Raw genomic sequence first — 15129 nt, 5'->3', positions numbered from 1 at the left:
AGCGACAGAGCGTCAAAATCATGCCGGAGCCGGCAGGCCAGCACACCCATATCCTGCACCAGGAAACAGGCTACGAAAAAGGTAACGAGCGTCGGCGGGGACGGCAAAGGGAGTCGACGAACGCCCCCTCGCCGGCTACCTGGGGCGGCCGGTGAGAGAGCGTTCGTCGGAAGGGGGTGTTTGGTGAGAGAGGATCGGGTTTGGTGCCGGAGGGTTAGTGGACGAGTTCCTCGGCGCCGGACTTTGTGCGGTCGCTGCGGGTCAGCTTGGCGCCTTCTACGTCCACGTCCGGCAGGATCCGCTGGAGCCACTTCGGCAGCCACCAGGCCTTCTCGCCGAGCAGGTACATGATGGCCGGCACGATCGTCATGCGGACAATGAACGCGTCGATCAGTACGCCGAACGCCATCGCGAAGCCGAGCGGCCGAACCATGGTCAGGTGGCTGAAGATGAAGCCGGAGAACACGCTGACCATGATGATCGCGGCGGCCGTCACCACGGCAGCGGCATGGCTGAAGCCGGTGCGGACTGCGTGCTTGGCGGATTCGCCGTGCATGAAGGACTCACGCATACCCGAGGTGATGAACACCTGGTAGTCCATGGCCAGGCCGAACAGCACGCCGATCAGGATGATGGGCAGGAAGCTCAGGACAGCGCCTGGGTTGGCGACGTCGAACACGGCACCCAGCCAACCCCACTGGTATACCGCCACCACGGCGCCGAAGGCTGCGGCGAGCGAGAGTAGGAACCCGCCCGTCGCCAGCAGCGGCACAACGATCGAGCGGAACACCAGGAGCAGCAGGATCAGGGACAGCCCGACGACGATCGCCAGGTAAGGCGGAAGGGCAGCGCCGAGTTTGGCCGAGACATCGATGTTGCCCGCGGTTTGACCGGTCAAGCCGATGGTCACACCGGTTTGGTCACGGATTTCCGTGCCCTTGTCGCGAAGCTCGGACACCACATTCACCGTGCTGGCGCTGGCCGGGCCTTCCTTCGGGATGACCTGGAACAGAGCCGTGCGGCGGTCGTCGCTCAAGGCAACAGGCACTGCGGCGGTGACGTTTTCGACGCTGCGCAGCTTGTCGGCGACGTCGTACTGCTTGCTCTTCGCGTCGTTTTCACTGAGCCCTTCGGGGAATTCTGCCACCACGATGATGGGACCGGTCATGCCTTCGCCGAAGCTGCTGCGCGTGAGGTCGTAGGCCTTGAACGCCTGCGAATCAACCGGTTCCGAACCGCCGTCGGGCAGTGCCAGACGCAGCTGGGAGGCAGGCAGCGCAAGCGCGCCAAGCAGCACGATGCTGGCAACCAGCGACACCCACGGGTGGCGGGTCACGAGCCCACCCCAGCCGCGGGTGCTGCGCTTTTCCTCGAGGGCGCGGTCGGCGGCCTCGTGGCCCGGCGCCGCATTGTGTTGGGCGGCCTTGGCCCAGGCACGCTTGGAAATCAGTCGACGGCCAATGAGGGAAAGGATGGCAGGTGTCAGGGTCAAAGCAACGACGACGGCGACAGCAACTGTCGCTGCGGCGGCAACACCCATGACCGCCAGGAACGGCAACCCGGGAACCACCAGTGCCGCCAGCGCAATGATGACCGTGAGCCCGGCGAACAGCACGGCGTTGCCAGAGGTGCCCGTAGCGAGGGCCGCGGATTCCTCGCCATTCATGCCGGCCAGGAGCTGGCTGCGGTGCCGGTTGACGATGAACAGGGAGTAGTCGATGCCCACCGCCAGGCCCAGCATCAGGGCAAGCATCGGGGAGATGGAACTCATGTCGATCACACCGGTCAGCGCAAATGTGCCCCCGACGCCTACCGCGACTCCGATCAACGCCATGATCAGGGGGAGGCCTGCGGCGATGAGCGTGCCGAGCATGATGATCAGGACTGCGGCTGCCACGGCGACGCCGACGATTTCCGCGATGCCGAAGATCTGCGAGACGTCCTCGGTGATCTCCTTGCTCGCGTAGGCCGTGACGCCTGCGGATGAGACACCATGGACGATGTCCTGGACTTCCTTGCGGACGGCGGGATCCACTGCATTGATGGAGGTCTTGAACTGGACCTGCGCGATCGCTGCCTTGTTGTCACTGGAGACGAACCGGAGACCCTCGGACGCGGCGGCCTCCCGCTTGCCCAGCGCAAGCGTTACGGCGCCGTCGGCAGCTTCCTTGGTCCCGGCGTCGAGCTTTTCCTTGCCAGCGGCAAGTTCGGCGCGCCGCGGCGCGAGCTGGGCGTCGATCTGCGCGGGTGAAAGGCCCGAGGCGGCGAGTTGTTGCTCGGCAGCCGCAAGTTGTGCTTCCCCGGCTGTGATCTGGGCCCGGGAGGCGTCCAGTTGGGCCTGCCCGGCCGCTGCCTTCGCTTCGCCGTCAGCGATCTGGCTGGCGGCGGAGTCCAGCTGCTCCTGCGTGGTGAAGGGGTTGACCGTCCCTTGGACGTCGGGCAGCGCCTTGAGCTTGTCGAGGGCAGCCGCGACGGCGTCCTTCTTGGCTTGGTCGAAACCCGAGTCCCCGGCGTCGAAAACCACGCTGGCTGAACCACCGGACGACGCCGGAAGCGCTTCCTTCAGTTTGTCGGCCATCCGCTGGGTTTCGGTACCCGGTATGGTGAAGTTGTTGGACATGGTGCCGTGGAAAGCAGCGGCTGAGCCGCCCACGGCCACCAGGACGGCCAGCCACAGGGAAATGACCAGCCAGCGGCGGCGATACGAAAACTTGCCTAGACGGTAAAGGAGCGATGCCATGTCAGGACCGATCTGTGGAGGTGGGAACGGGTGCTGTTTGAAGTGACGCTAACGACGACGGCGCGAAGCCGGCTCCGAGGAGCCCCATCGCATCGATGAGGTGCTGGCGGAGGACCGCGAGGGATTCGGGGGACAGGTCCGGTCCGCATTCGGCGAACCAGACGGTCATGGCGGCTTTGCCGCAGGAAATCACGGCTCCGGCCAAGGCGTAAAGGTACAGCTCGCTGACGTCCGGACCGAGCCTGGAGCGGGCCGCGTCGATGATCTGGCCGGTGCAGTGCTCCCAGGCTTCGAGTTCGGAACGGGCCAGCGAGCGGTTGTCCTGGGTCAGGCTGAACAGTTCCGCCATCGGGGCGACGGACATCGGATCCGCCAGCGCCATGAGGGCTGCCTGGGCCGATTCGAGGATGGTTTCGTCGCTGGGCCGAAGGCGGAATTGCTCCAGGGCCCGGTCCATGAAGCCGTCAGCAACCGAGGACAGGGCTGCCTCAAGGCTTGGGAAGTAGTTGAAAAAGGTCCGGCGGGAAACGCCGGCGCTCGCGGCGATGTCCTCGACGGTGAAGTTCCCAGGACCGTTGCTCCGCAGCAGGTCGAGGGCGGCTGCCGCGATGGACGCACGGGTAGCAGCCTTGTTGAGTTCGCGGCGCGAGGGAGCACTTGGCTCGGTGGTGGCCGAAGGGTTGGTTGGGGTCACAGACTTACACTAAGTGCAACTTTGCACTCTGCGCAATTTGATTCAGGGTTTGCGCAGATTGGCCTTTGGCTTGGGCGCTCGCGACGGGTCCCGGAGACGCCGCAACACAGGGCGCTAATGACGCTGCAAGGGAGGGCGCTAATAATGTCAGACCCCTCTGGAAGAGTTGATGCATGGACGGAAAAGAGGTGCTGCTCGCGGAGGTGGGGGACGTGCCTTCGCTCGGTGTGGGTACTCAGGCGGAGGCCCTCAATCGGGAGGTCCTCCGGGACGCTGTGACTCGGACCGCGGTCCCGTCAGCTTCTGTCCGGAGCGCTGCAGGTCCGTCAGTTTCCGACCGGAGCGGTACAGGGCTGTCGGCGTCCGACCGGGTTGGCGCTGATCCTGCCTCCGTTGCCACCCAGTTGATTGACCAATTGCGCATCCTGGAGGACATGAAGTCCGCAATTTCCGGTCTCCAAGCCAAGATCGCCGTGGCGTTCGATCACGCACAACGCCATGTCCAGGCTGAGCGGGGCGTTCCGGCATCGGAACGCGGCAAGGGGGTTGCTGCCCAGATTGCGTTGGCGCGGCGTGAATCGCCGAACCGTGGCGCACGGCTGCTGGGGCTCGCTAAAGCGCTGGTGACCGAGATGCCCCACACGATGGCCGCGTTGGATGCCGGCCAGCTCAACGAATGGCGCGCAACGCTCTTGGTCAAGGAAACTGCATGCTTGTCAGCCGAGGATCGCTGCGCTGTGGACGAAGAACTCGCAGCGGACGCTGGAACTTTTGAAGGCGTCGGGGATCGTTCGATCATCGCCGCGGCCAAGGCTGCGGCCTATCGGCGGGATCCCCGTTCAGTGACGCAGCGTGCGGCTCGTGCGGCTTCGGAGCGGCATGTGAGCCTTCGGCCGGCGCCGGACACCATGGCAATATTGACTGCGCTGCTTCCTGTCGCCCAAGGGATCGCGGCTTACAAAGCCTTAAAGGAGGCTGCAGATTCGGCTCGTTCGGCGGGCGATGAACGTTCCCGGGGTCAAGTCATGGCGGACACCCTCGTAGAAAGACTCACGGGTACGCCGGGCGGCATTTCCAAGGTGGAAGTGCAGTTGGTCATGACGGATCGCACGCTGTTCCAGGGAGACAGTGAGCCCGCAAGGCTTGAAGGTTACGGAGTAGTCCCGGGTGGTTGGGCAAGGGAACTCGTGGGCAAAGCTGACCAGGCCCTGCCCGGGGAGTGCGGTCCACCGCTGGCGGAGGCCGGTGCGCCGGTGAGGCTGGCTGGACAGGCGTTGCCCGGGGAGTACGGTCCACCATGGCCCTCTTCGGGGACGCGCGAATTGTCCGGGCAGAACAAGCCACGTCCGGATGCGGCATTTGAGGTGTATCTACGCCGCCTCTTCACCGCCCCGGCCAGTGGGGAACTCGTGGCCATGGACTCCAGGGCGAGGCTGTTTGCCGGCGGCATGCGGAGGTTCATCGAGGCGAGGGACGCTCTGTGCCGAACGCCTTACTGCGACGCGCCCATTCGGCACATCGACCACATCGTTTCATGGCAAAACCGAGGGCCGACCAGCCTGCGCAACGGCGCCGGGCTGTGCGAACAGTGCAACCACGTCAAGGAAAACCCCGGTTGGGCAGCAACGCCATTAATCAGCGGGCAGGGCGTGCACCACCCGGGTCTGCACACCCTGGAAGTGACCACGCCAACGGGCCACACGTACAGATCGAAGGCTCCGCCGCTGCCGGGGCATGGTCCTGCACTGAACCCGGCTGCCCGTCTGCCGGGTGGGCCGTAGCGCGGGAGCAATCAGGCTTACGTAAGTCCCGTCCTTGCTCGCCAAAGCACCGGGCACGAGAGGTGCCACGAGCAAGGACGGGACCTGGTTTGCCGAGGTGGGGCTAGTACTGCGACTGCCCGGGGAACTGCTGACCCGGCTGCTGCGCGCCCGGCTGCGACTGACCGAACTGCTGACCCGGCTGCTGCGCGCCCGGCTGCGACTGACCGGGGAACTGCTGACCCGGCTGCGACTGACCCGGCTGCGTCGGGGGTGCTGGCTGGGAGGGTGCGGACTGGCCCGCGCCCTGCTGCGACTGCTTGGTCAGGTAGATCGACTGGCCGGTAGCGCCGGGCTCACCTTCACCCAGGGGAAGGACATAGACGGCCGTTCCGTAGGCGCAGACTTCGGTCCAGTTGGTGCCCATTTCCGAGGTGTCGAAGCGCATGGCCACAATCGCGTTGGCGCCGCGCTGCTGTGCCTCGTTGACCATGCGCGCCATGACTTCCTGGCGGCTTTCGTACAGGGCCCGGGTCATTTCGGGGAGCTCGCCTCCGCCCAGGGAACGGAAACCGGCGAGCATTTGCGATCCGATGTCGCGTGAACGGACGGTAAGGCCCATGACTTCGCCGAAGACGGCGTCAATGCGGTGGCCGGGAATCTCATTGGAAGTAACGATCAGCATGAACCTGAGCCTACTCAGTGTCCGGCCTTAAATTGCGCAATCCCCCGGGGAGATGTCCCCAAGGGATTGCGCAGGGCTACCGGAATGAGGTTCCTAGCCCTTGGCGTCCGCCAGTTCGCGCTCTTCAGCCGCAGCGGCAGCACTCTCGGCTGCGTACTCGTCGGAGAAAGCAGCACCGTTGCGGGGTGCGTTGTAGAGTGACTCGTCAAGGATGCCCTGGCGCTTGGCCACGATCGCGGGGACCAGGGCCTGGCCGGCCACGTTGACGGCGGTGCGGCCCATGTCCAGGATGGGGTCGATCGCGAGCAGGAGCCCGACGCCGGCCAGCGGCAGTCCCAGCGTGGAGAGCGTCAGCGTCAGCATGACGACGGCGCCGGTGGTGCCTGCCGTTGCTGCCGAACCGAGGACCGATACCAGCACGATCAGCAGGTACTGGCTGAAGTCCAGGTTGATGCCGAAGAACTGAGCCACGAAGATCGCTGCGACGGCAGGGTAGATCGCTGCGCAGCCGTCCATCTTGGTAGTGGCGCCGAGCGGCACGGCGAAGGACGCGTAACCGGAGGGAACGCCGAGGTTGCGCTCAGTGACGCGCTGCGTGAGCGGCAGCGTGCCGATGGACGAGCGGGAAACGAATGCGAGCTGCACGGCCGGCCACACACCGGAGAAGTACTGCTTGATGGAGAGGCCGTGCGTGCGGACCAGGATCGGGTACAGCACGAACAGCACCAGGGCCAGGCCGATGTAGATGGCCACGGTGAACTTGCCGAGGGAGCCGATGGTGTCCCAGCCGTAGATGGCCACGGCATTGCCGATCAAGCCGATGGTGCCGAGCGGAGCCACGCGGATGATCCACCACAGGACCTTCTGGATCACGACCAGGGCGGAGGCGTTGAACGTGAGGAATGCTTCGGCCTGCTTGCCCACCTTGAGGGCTGCAACGCCGACGGCGATCGCCACCACCAGGATCTGGAGGACGTTGAAGTTCACGGAGGTGCTCACCGTGGTGGCGGTGTTGGCTGCTTCGGTGACCGTGGAGTTTGCGCCCAGGCCAAGGAAGTTCTTGGGGAACAGCCCGATCAGGAAGGCCCACCAGTCGCCGGTCTTACCCGCGTACTCCGCCTTCTGTGTGATCCCCGTGGCGGCGCCGGGCTGCAGGAGCACACCCAGGCCGATGCCGATCAGGACCGAGACGAGGGACGTGATGGCGAACCAGAGCAGCGTGTTCCAGGCGAGGCGTGCGGCATTGGAGACCTGGCGAAGGTTCGCGATGGAGCTCACCACGGCGGTGAAGATCAAAGGAACGACGGCGGTCTGCAGCAACGAGACGTAGCTGGAGCCGATCGTCGCGAGGGTAGCGCCGAGACCGTTGGGGGCGGTCTTGGTGCTGCCGGTGTACTTGGCAACAAGGCCAAGAACCAAGCCGACGATGAGGGCGGCGATGATCTGGACGCCGAAGGAACTGGCCCACTTGGGGAGCCGGAAACCGGTCTTGCCGGATGCGGGAGTGATGGTGTTTGAGGTGCTCACCGGAACACGGTAGGTGCTTCGCAAATAACATAGCGAACGGACGTTTAGAAATGTTACGTGCGCAAAAGTTATTCCGTGTTCGTTTGTGACGTTGGTCTCCGGCAGGTTCGGCGGGCGGCCATCCTCTGCGAGCTCGCTCCTTCGTCGCTTAGACGCTCGCTGCCGGATGCCCGCCCGCCGAATTGCAGTTCAAGTCAAGCCAGCAACGCCCTTCGCAGCACGTCCAGCCCTACCGAGCCAATGTTGAGTGCTTTGCTGTGGAACGATTTGAGGTCGAAGCCGTCGCGGGTTTCGAGCTCGGCCCGGATCTGTTCCCACAAGCGCTGGCCCACCTTGTAGGACGGCGCTTGCCCTGGCCAGCCGAGGTATCGCGTGAATTCGAACTGCAGTTGGCCTTCGCTGATGTCCAGGTTGGCTTTGAGGAAGTCGAAGCCCTTTTCCGGGGTCCATGTGCCCGTGCCCCAACGCTCCGGGACGGGGAGTTCCAAGTGCACGCCAATGTCGAACACCACCCGGGCCGCGCGCATGCGCTGCCCGTCGAGCATTCCCATGTGGTCGCCGGGATCCTTGAGGTAGCCGAGTTCCAGCATGAGCTGTTCAGCGTAGAGCGCCCAGCCTTCACCGTGCCCGGACACCCAGCAGACGTTGCGGCGCCAGTTGTTCAGCAGTTCCCGTCGGTAGGTTGCCGTGGCCACCTGGAGGTGGTGACCGGGAACGCCCTCGTGGAACACCGTGGTGGTCTCGGACCAAGTAGTGAAGGTGTCCTCGCCGGCAGGAACGGACCACCACATGCGGCCCGGTCGGGAGAAGTCGTCGGAGGGCCCGGTGTAGTAGATGCCGCCCTCGTCCGTGGGCGCGATCATGCATTCGAGCGTCCTCATGACCTCCGGAATCTCGAAGTGGACGTCGGCGAGCTCGGACACGGCACGGTCGGACAGTTCCTGCATCCAGGCTTTCAGTGCGTCGGTGCCCTTGATTTGCCGGGCGGGATCGTTGTTGAGGATGCTCTTGGCTTCCTCGATCGAAGCGCCGGGCTTGATCTGGTTGGCCACCTTTTCCTGCTCGGCGATCAGGCGCTCAAGCTCCTGGACACCCCAGGCGTAGGTTTCCTCAAGATCCACCGTCGCACCAAGGAAGGACCTTGAGGCCAGGGCGTACCGTTCCCGGCCCACGGCTTCCTTTTCGGGGGCGAGGGGGAGGAGTTCGTCCCGCAGGTAGGTTCCCAACGCACTGTACGCTTCGCGCGCGGCGGCAGTACCGGCGTCGAGCTCTGCCTGGACGTCTGCCGGAAGCGGCGAACCACCAGCCGAGGCATCGGCGGCGAGTTTGGCGAAGAAGCCATCCGGAGCGGCGTAACGGCCGGTCTGCTCAATGACGATGCGGACCTGGCGTGCTGCGGACACCTTCCCCGAGGCCGCGCCGGCGCGCAAGGACGCAATGTACCCATCAACTGCACCACGAACGTTGGCTGCCCGGCCCGCGATGTGTCCCCACTGCTCCACCGTGTCCGTGGGCATGAGATCGAATATGGCGCGGATGTCCTGGGCGGGAGAGGCGATGTTGTTGAGGTCGGCTGCATCCCAGCCAGACTCGTGGATTTCCAGTTCCAGGCCGAGGCGTTCGCGCATGGCGTCGAGCGTGACAGCGTCCACGTCATCGCCCGGTTCAAGGCCGGCCAGGGCATCCAAGGCCAACCGTGCGGCGTCCGCGTGGGCTTCCGCGCCGGCCGGAGAGTAGTCCTGGTACTCGGTCTCGTGGCCCGGAAGCCCCAGGGTGGTGGCGAAGCTGGGGTTGAGTTCGATCAGCTTTTCTGTGTACGCGTCAGCTACGGCATCGATGGCGGACTTGGCTCGTACGGGCGTGTTTGCAGTAGTCACCCGAAGAGCCTAACCGCCACCTCCGCCATGTGAAAGGGTTATTGAAAGCTTCAGCCGCGGCTGCGCCGCCACGCGCCGGGACCCGGGGTGGGATCCAGGCGCAACTGCTGCCGGCGCACCCAGTGGCGGACGTTCGGCTTGGCGGCCGGTTCCGGAGTCTGGGGTACTCCAACGGAAGCGACGACGGCGGCAAGGGCCGCAAGTTCTTCGGGCGTGGGATCTCCCTTGACCACGGAGAACATGGGCAGCACCGGCTCGCTGGCCGGGACCGGGTTCTTGGCCGCGCTCACAGGGGGATGTTCCCGTGCTTCTTGGTGGGCAGGCTCGCGCGCTTGTCCCGCAGGGCGCGCAGGCCGCGGATGATCTGTACGCGGGTATCGGACGGGGCGATCACGGCGTCAACGTAGCCAAGCTCAGCGGCCTGGTAAGGGTTGAGCAGTTCTTCCTCGTAACCCTGGATGATCTCCGCACGCCGGGCTTCCACGTCGCCGCCGGCCTCGGCGACCGCGGCGAGATCGCGGCGGTAGAGGATGTTCACGGCGCCCTGGGCTCCCATGACGCCGATCTGGGCGGTGGGCCAGGCGAGGTTGAGGTCTGCGCCGAGCTTCTTGGAACCCATCACGATGTACGCGCCGCCGTAGGCCTTGCGGGTGATGACCGTGAGCTTGGGAACAGTGGCTTCGGCGTAGGCGTAGAGGAGCTTGGCGCCCCGGCGGATGATGCCCTGGAATTCCTGGTCCTTGCCGGGCAGGAAGCCGGGGACGTCCACCAGCGTGATGATGGGGATGTTGAAAGCGTCGCAGTGCCGGACAAAGCGGGCGGCCTTCTCGGAAGCCGAGATGTCCAGCGTGCCGGCGAACTGCATGGGCTGGTTGGCCACGATGCCTACCGTGTGCCCTTCAACGCGGCCGTAGCCGATGATCACGTTGGGTGCGTAGAGGGCCTGCATTTCCAGGAAGTGTGCGTCATCGACGATCTGCTCGATCACCTTGCGCATGTCGTACGGCTGGTTGGCGGAATCCGGGATCAGGCCGTCCAGGCTGAGATCGTCCTCGTCGATGTCCAGTTCCTGGTCGTGTTCCACCACCGGAGCCTCGGAAAGGTTGTTCGAGGGCAGGAAGTCCAGGAGTTCACGGACGAACTCGATGGCGTCGGCTTCGTCGGAGGCCAGGTAGGTGGACGTGCCCGTGGTGGCGTTGTGCTGCCGGGCGCCGCCCAGTGTTTCCATGTCCACGTCTTCGCCGGTGACGGTCTTGATGACGTCCGGGCCGGTGATGAACATGTGGGAGGTCTTGTCTACCATCACCACGTAATCGGTGAGGGCGGGGGAGTAGGCGGCGCCACCTGCGCACGGACCCATGATGAGGGAGATCTGCGGGACGACGCCGGAAGCGTGGACGTTGTTGCGGAAGATGTCCGCGAACATGGCCAGGGAAGCAACTCCTTCCTGGATGCGGGCGCCGCCGCCGTCGTTGATGCCCACTACCGGGCAACCGTTGCGGAGGGCGAACTCCTGGACCTTGACGATCTTTTCGCCGTTGACCTGGCTGAGGGAGCCGCCGTAGACGCTGAAGTCCTGGCTGTAGATGGCGATGAGGCGTCCGTCTACTGTGCCATAGCCCGAAACGACGCCATCGCCGAGGGGCTTCTTCTTCTCCATGCCGAAGGCCGTGGAGCGGTGGACGGCGAGGGCGTCGAACTCAACGAAGGAGCCGGGATCAACCAGGAGGTCGATGCGCTCGCGTGCGGTGTTCTTGCCGCGTGCGTGCTGCTTTTCGATCGCTTCCGGGCCGGAAGGCTGCTCGGCACGTGCCTGGCGGTCGCGGAAGTCGGCGATCTTTCCCGCTGTCGTTGTCAGATCGTGGCTCATCAAGTGTCTCCGGCTCTGTAGCTGATATTCCTTGGCGCGGTCCTTGTCCGGGAAGCAACTGGTTAAGTAGCTTCCGTACAAAGAACAGGCCCTGTTGGCCAGTCTAGTGACGCCTTTGCCGCGAACCGCTGTAGAAACCCTACAATTTTCAGCGCCCATGCCCAATGGGGCTCGCCGTGGCGCAACCGGGAGCAGCCGCTGCGTGGCCTGCTAACGCCCACCTATGTTACCCGTGAGTAACATATTTCGGTTAGAGTGTCTCCATGACTCCAAGCAACGACGCTTCGTCCACGTCCGCAGCCTCCGGGCAGTACAACCCCACGGGATCGCTCAAGGGCCGCACCATCATCATGTCCGGCGGGAGCCGCGGCATCGGCTTGGCCATCGCCACTCGCGCTGCCCGTGATGGTGCCAACATCGTCCTCCTGGCCAAGACCGGCGAACCACACCCCAAGCTTGAAGGAACCGTCTTCACTGCGGCCGAACAGCTGGTCGCCGCAGGCGGCCAGGCCCTGCCCCTGGTGGGGGACGTCCGCAAGGACGACGACGTCGCTGCGGCGGTGAGGGCCGCCGTCGAGCGTTTTGGCGGGATCGACGTCGTGATCAACAACGCCTCAGCGATCGACCTGTCCCGGACCGATGCCGTGGACATGAAGCGGTACGACCTCATGCAGGACATCAACGTCCGTGGGACCTTCCTGTTGTCCAAAATGGCGCTGCCCGCGCTGCGCGAATCGGAGCATGGCCACATCCTGACGCTGTCTCCGCCGCTGAACCTGGACCCCAAGTGGGCGGGCATGCACCTGGCGTACACCATGGCCAAGTACGGCATGAGCCTCACCACCCTGGGGCTCGCCGAGGAGTTGAAGGACGACGGCGTGCAGGTCAACTCACTCTGGCCATGCACCTTGATCGATACGGCCGCCATCCGGAACATGCCCGGTGGGCAGCAGATGGTGCAGGCTGCCCGCGGCCCGGAAATCCTGGCGGACGCCGCCCACGCCATCCTGGCGGGGGCTGGCAGCTACGGGGCTGGCAGCTACGGGAGCGGCAACTTCTATACGGACGAAGAAGTCCTGCGTGCGGCTGGAGTGCGCGACTTCGCCCCGTACAGCCTCGGGGCACCGGAAGACCGGCTGGTTCCGGACATCTTCCTCTAAGCGGATTCACACCTCAGGAGAGCGGTCCGGGGGCCGGTAACTGGATAGGATTCAGCTATGGATGCCGAACTGCCCGAAAGCCGCGAACCACACGAGTCCCAGCTCCGCGCCGCCCTGGACCGCGAGGCGTTGTTGGCGCCCGATTTCCTTGCGGCGAGCGGCATCTCCCAGCTCAATATCGTGGAATCCACGGGATCAACCAATGCCGACCTGGTGCGCGCCGTGACGGTTGAGCCGAAGAAGTGGGCAGACCTGGCCGTGCTGGCGGCCGAGCACCAGACAGCAGCACGCGGGCGGCTGGACAGGCATTGGGAATCGCCCGAGCGCTCGGCGGTGTCGGTATCCATGGTGCTCCGACCGGTGACGGCCGAGGGCATGCCCGTCCCCACGCAGAGTTACTCCTGGCTGTCCTTGCTGGCCGCCGTCGCCCTGCGTGAAGCGCTCCAGCAGACCGCGGGAGTCACTGCGGAGATCAAATGGCCCAACGATGTCCTGGTCAACGGCAGGAAGATCGCGGGCATCCTCGCGCAAATGACCCCTCTGGGCGACGGCTCGGTCCCGGCCGTGATCCTTGGCGTAGGACTCAACGTCACGCTGTCCGAGGACGAACTGCCCGTCCCCACAGCGACGTCGCTCGCCCTGGAAGGAACCACGACGACGGACCGCACCGCGCTGCTGAAGAGCTACCTTTCGACTTTCGCCCGCCTGTACCGGAGCTTCTGCAACGCCGAAGGCGACCCCGCGGCTGGACTAGCCGGCGGGCCGTCGCTGCACAAGCGCGTTGAATCGGCCATGGTCACCCTGGGCCGCGAGGTCCGGGCGCACCTGCCCGGCGACCACGAACTGGTGGGCCACGCATCCCGTCTGGACGAGCACGGGTCCCTGCTGGTGGTGGACCACGGAGGCCGTGAGCACGTGGTGACGGCCGGAGACGTGGTGCACCTGCGTGCCACAGAAAGCGGTTATGCGTAAGGAACTGCTTCCGGGGGAGCAGGTGCTGACCATCACGAGGCAGCAGCCCCGCGCCCTTTTCTTTCCGGTGCTGGTGCTCATCCTTCTTCCGGCGGTGGCCGGGTATGCCAGCGCGTGGATCGCCAAGGGAAATCCGCAGCGCCTGGCCCCGTTCATTACCAGCGCATGGACACCGTGGCTGATGGGTGCTTGCTTGGGTCTCGCGGCCTTCGCGATCCTGGCCTACAGCGTCAAGCGTTTCCTGCGTTGGCGGTCCCTGCGGTACATCCTGACAAGCCGCCGCATCATTGCCAAGCATGGGATGCTGCGCCGGGGGGACTGGCAGGTTCCGTTGATGTCAGTCCGCAATGTGGGCATCCAGCAGAGCCTGCTCCAGCGGACCTTGCACTCGGGGAATATATCCTTGGATACCGGGCACTCCGGAATGACGATCCTCGCGGACGTTCCCGAGGTGGGGAAATTCCGTAGCTTCATCATCGATGCTTTGGAGGATCTGCCAAGGGACGGAGTCCTCGAAGGAGAAGTGCTGCCGGATTTTGAGGAATTGCCGTGGGAAGTGAGAGAAGGTGGAAGAGATGAGCGTTGAGGACCAGCAGTCCGGCGAGGACCTGGACCAGGAGTTCGACGCCGTACCCGAACCTTCAGTGGATGAGGACACGGAACCAGTACCCAGCCAGGTGGTGCCCACCGGGCCGCCGACTGGCGTGATGTCCGCGGAACGGCTCGCCATCAAATCGCTCGAAGCCCGCCTGCTGGGCGGCGAACGCAAGCTCCGCCGTCGTGAAGTCGCCGCCGGTGCCGGTGTTTCCGTGCTGTCCGCCCGGAAACTGTGGCGCGCTTTGGGTTTCCCCAACTGGGGTGATGAGGACGTGGCCTTCACCGAACGGGACCAGGCCGCATTGACCACCATCCTTGACTTGGTCCGCGCAGGTCTTTTGACGGAGGAAGCGGCCATTTCCGTGACCAGGTCCATCGGCCAAATGACGGACCGCATGGTGGTGTGGCAGGTGGAAGCCCTGGTGGAGGACATGGTCCAGGAGCAAGGCATCCCGGACGCCGTTGCCCGCAAGCAGCTGGTGAACCAACTCCCGGCCCTGGTGGATTCATTGGAGGAGATCCTGGTCTACTCCTACCGCCGTCAACTCAATGCCGGCGTGCAGCGGCTGGCCGTCCGCGCCGAAGCAGGCCTCCAAGCCAGCGAGGAAGGCCGTGAAGGCGACGAGGACGATGCTCCGCTGCCCCTGGCCCGCGCCGTAGGCTTCGCCGACCTGGTGTCCTACACCAGCTTGTCGCGCCGCATGAACGAGAAGACGCTGGCGCAGATGGTGCAGCGCTTCGAAAATAAATGTGCCGAAATCATCTCGGTCGGTGGCGGACGTTTGGTCAAGACTGTGGGCGACGAAGTGCTGTACATCGCTGAAACGCCTGCTGCCGGTGCCGAGATTTCCCTGGCGCTGGCCCATGCGTTCACGGAAGACGAGATTCTTCCGCAGGCCCGCGTATCCATGGTTTGGGGGCGTATCCTGTCCCGCCTCGGTGACATCTATGGACCCACAGTGAACCTGGCGGCGCGTTTGACCAGTTTGGCCCAGCCCGGAACGGTGCTGGTTGATGCCATGACGGCGGCTGCCTTGGGACAGGACGAGCGCTTCGTCCTGGTCCCGCAGGCCTCGGAAAATGTGCGTGGCTTCGGTGAGATCCACCCCGTGATGCTGGCCCGCGGCCAGGGCAGGGGCCTGGTCCTGGATTAGCCTCCGGACGGGCGGGTGGACGGCCACGAACGGGCAGTTGTACCCATCACATCTTCGCTAATCGATGGATTAAACCGGTAGGCTGGGTGACTG

General features: G+C 64.8%; 12 protein-coding genes. 5 read left to right on the top strand and 7 right to left on the bottom strand.

The features are described from left to right. Positions 1-214: 214 nt before the first annotated feature. Complete coding sequence (locus ACH488_RS17305; protein WP_397325807.1) at positions 215-2740, bottom strand: MMPL family transporter; 2526 nt, start codon at positions 2738-2740, stop codon at positions 215-217. 1 nt (position 2741) lies between these two features. Then, positions 2742-3434: a TetR family transcriptional regulator gene (locus ACH488_RS17300; RefSeq protein WP_397325806.1), complete on the bottom strand. Its 693-nt coding sequence runs from the start codon at positions 3432-3434 to the stop codon at positions 2742-2744. Positions 3435-3868: 434 nt separating this feature from the next. On the opposite strand from ACH488_RS17300, the gene ACH488_RS17295 reads away from it, so the two are divergent. After that, positions 3869-5215: a DUF222 domain-containing protein gene (locus tag ACH488_RS17295; RefSeq protein WP_397325809.1), complete on the top strand. Its 1347-nt coding sequence runs from the start codon at positions 3869-3871 to the stop codon at positions 5213-5215. Between the two features lie 103 nt (positions 5216-5318). On the opposite strand, the gene ACH488_RS17290 is transcribed toward ACH488_RS17295, so the two are convergent. The 5 genes from ACH488_RS17290 to ACH488_RS17270 all read right to left on the bottom strand — a co-directional run bounded on the left by ACH488_RS17290 (position 5319) and on the right by ACH488_RS17270 (position 11153). Further along, positions 5319-5879 carry a YbjQ family protein gene (locus tag ACH488_RS17290; RefSeq protein ID WP_397325805.1) on the bottom strand — a complete coding sequence of 187 codons (561 nt, stop codon included), beginning with the start codon at positions 5877-5879 and terminating at the stop codon, positions 5319-5321. A 93-nt stretch (positions 5880-5972) separates the two neighbouring features. Then, entirely contained in the window at positions 5973-7406 is a 1434-nt protein-coding gene (locus ACH488_RS17285; protein ID WP_397325804.1) for a dicarboxylate/amino acid:cation symporter, read from the bottom strand. A 194-nt stretch (positions 7407-7600) separates the two neighbouring features. Then, a complete protein-coding gene (locus ACH488_RS17280) occupies positions 7601-9283 on the bottom strand; it encodes a DUF885 domain-containing protein (RefSeq protein ID WP_397325803.1) in 1683 nt (560 codons plus the stop codon). A 50-nt stretch (positions 9284-9333) separates the two neighbouring features. Next, on the bottom strand, positions 9334-9525 hold the full coding sequence (locus tag ACH488_RS17275) for an acyl-CoA carboxylase epsilon subunit (protein ID WP_387434159.1): 192 nt from the start codon (positions 9523-9525) through the stop codon (positions 9334-9336). Between the two features lie 44 nt (positions 9526-9569). Further along, entirely contained in the window at positions 9570-11153 is a 1584-nt protein-coding gene (locus tag ACH488_RS17270; protein WP_397325802.1) for an acyl-CoA carboxylase subunit beta, read from the bottom strand. Positions 11154-11416: 263 nt separating this feature from the next. Between ACH488_RS17270 and ACH488_RS17265 the strand changes: the two genes are divergently transcribed. The 4 genes from ACH488_RS17265 to ACH488_RS17250 are packed head-to-tail and all read left to right on the top strand — an operon-like array spanning position 11417 to position 15036. Continuing rightward, the gene (locus tag ACH488_RS17265) at positions 11417-12313 is read left to right on the top strand and encodes an SDR family oxidoreductase (protein ID WP_397325801.1); all 897 of its coding nucleotides are present in this window, start codon (positions 11417-11419) and stop codon (positions 12311-12313) included. 57 nt (positions 12314-12370) lie between these two features. After that, positions 12371-13285 (top strand): biotin--[acetyl-CoA-carboxylase] ligase, encoded by a 915-nt coding sequence (locus tag ACH488_RS17260; protein ID WP_397325800.1) that lies wholly within the window; start codon positions 12371-12373, stop codon positions 13283-13285. After that, positions 13278-13871 carry a PH domain-containing protein gene (locus ACH488_RS17255; RefSeq protein WP_397325799.1) on the top strand — a complete coding sequence of 198 codons (594 nt, stop codon included), beginning with the start codon at positions 13278-13280 and terminating at the stop codon, positions 13869-13871. Before ACH488_RS17260 ends, ACH488_RS17255 begins: the two co-directional genes overlap by 8 nt. Beyond that, complete coding sequence (locus ACH488_RS17250; RefSeq protein WP_397325798.1) at positions 13861-15036, top strand: adenylate/guanylate cyclase domain-containing protein; 1176 nt, start codon at positions 13861-13863, stop codon at positions 15034-15036. Before ACH488_RS17255 ends, ACH488_RS17250 begins: the two co-directional genes overlap by 11 nt. Positions 15037-15129: the final 93 nt, after the last annotated feature.

The sequence above is a fragment of the Paenarthrobacter sp. NPDC018779 genome (genome assembly GCF_044391085.1).
Classification (GTDB): domain Bacteria; phylum Actinomycetota; class Actinomycetes; order Actinomycetales; family Micrococcaceae; genus Arthrobacter.
Note: the sequence above shows the minus strand (reverse complement) of the source record. Positions and strands in the feature narration are given on the sequence as shown.

What these genes read in the sequence shown, in the direction of transcription:
- ACH488_RS17295 (WP_397325809.1), top strand. Translation starts at nt 3,869, where the DNA reads ATGAAGTCCGCAATTTCCGGTCTCCAAGCCAAGATCGCCGTGGCGTTC.
- ACH488_RS17250 (WP_397325798.1), top strand. Translation starts at nt 13,861, where the DNA reads ATGAGCGTTGAGGACCAGCAGTCCGGCGAGGACCTGGACCAGGAGTTC.
- ACH488_RS17290 (WP_397325805.1), bottom strand. Translation starts at nt 5,879, where the DNA reads ATGCTGATCGTTACTTCCAATGAGATTCCCGGCCACCGCATTGACGCC.
- ACH488_RS17275 (WP_387434159.1), bottom strand. Translation starts at nt 9,525, where the DNA reads ATGTTCTCCGTGGTCAAGGGAGATCCCACGCCCGAAGAACTTGCGGCC.
- ACH488_RS17260 (WP_397325800.1), top strand. Translation starts at nt 12,371, where the DNA reads ATGGATGCCGAACTGCCCGAAAGCCGCGAACCACACGAGTCCCAGCTC.
- ACH488_RS17305 (WP_397325807.1), bottom strand. Translation starts at nt 2,740, where the DNA reads ATGGCATCGCTCCTTTACCGTCTAGGCAAGTTTTCGTATCGCCGCCGC.
- ACH488_RS17255 (WP_397325799.1), top strand. Translation starts at nt 13,278, where the DNA reads ATGCGTAAGGAACTGCTTCCGGGGGAGCAGGTGCTGACCATCACGAGG.
- ACH488_RS17270 (WP_397325802.1), bottom strand. Translation starts at nt 11,153, where the DNA reads ATGAGCCACGATCTGACAACGACAGCGGGAAAGATCGCCGACTTCCGC.
- ACH488_RS17265 (WP_397325801.1), top strand. Translation starts at nt 11,417, where the DNA reads ATGACTCCAAGCAACGACGCTTCGTCCACGTCCGCAGCCTCCGGGCAG.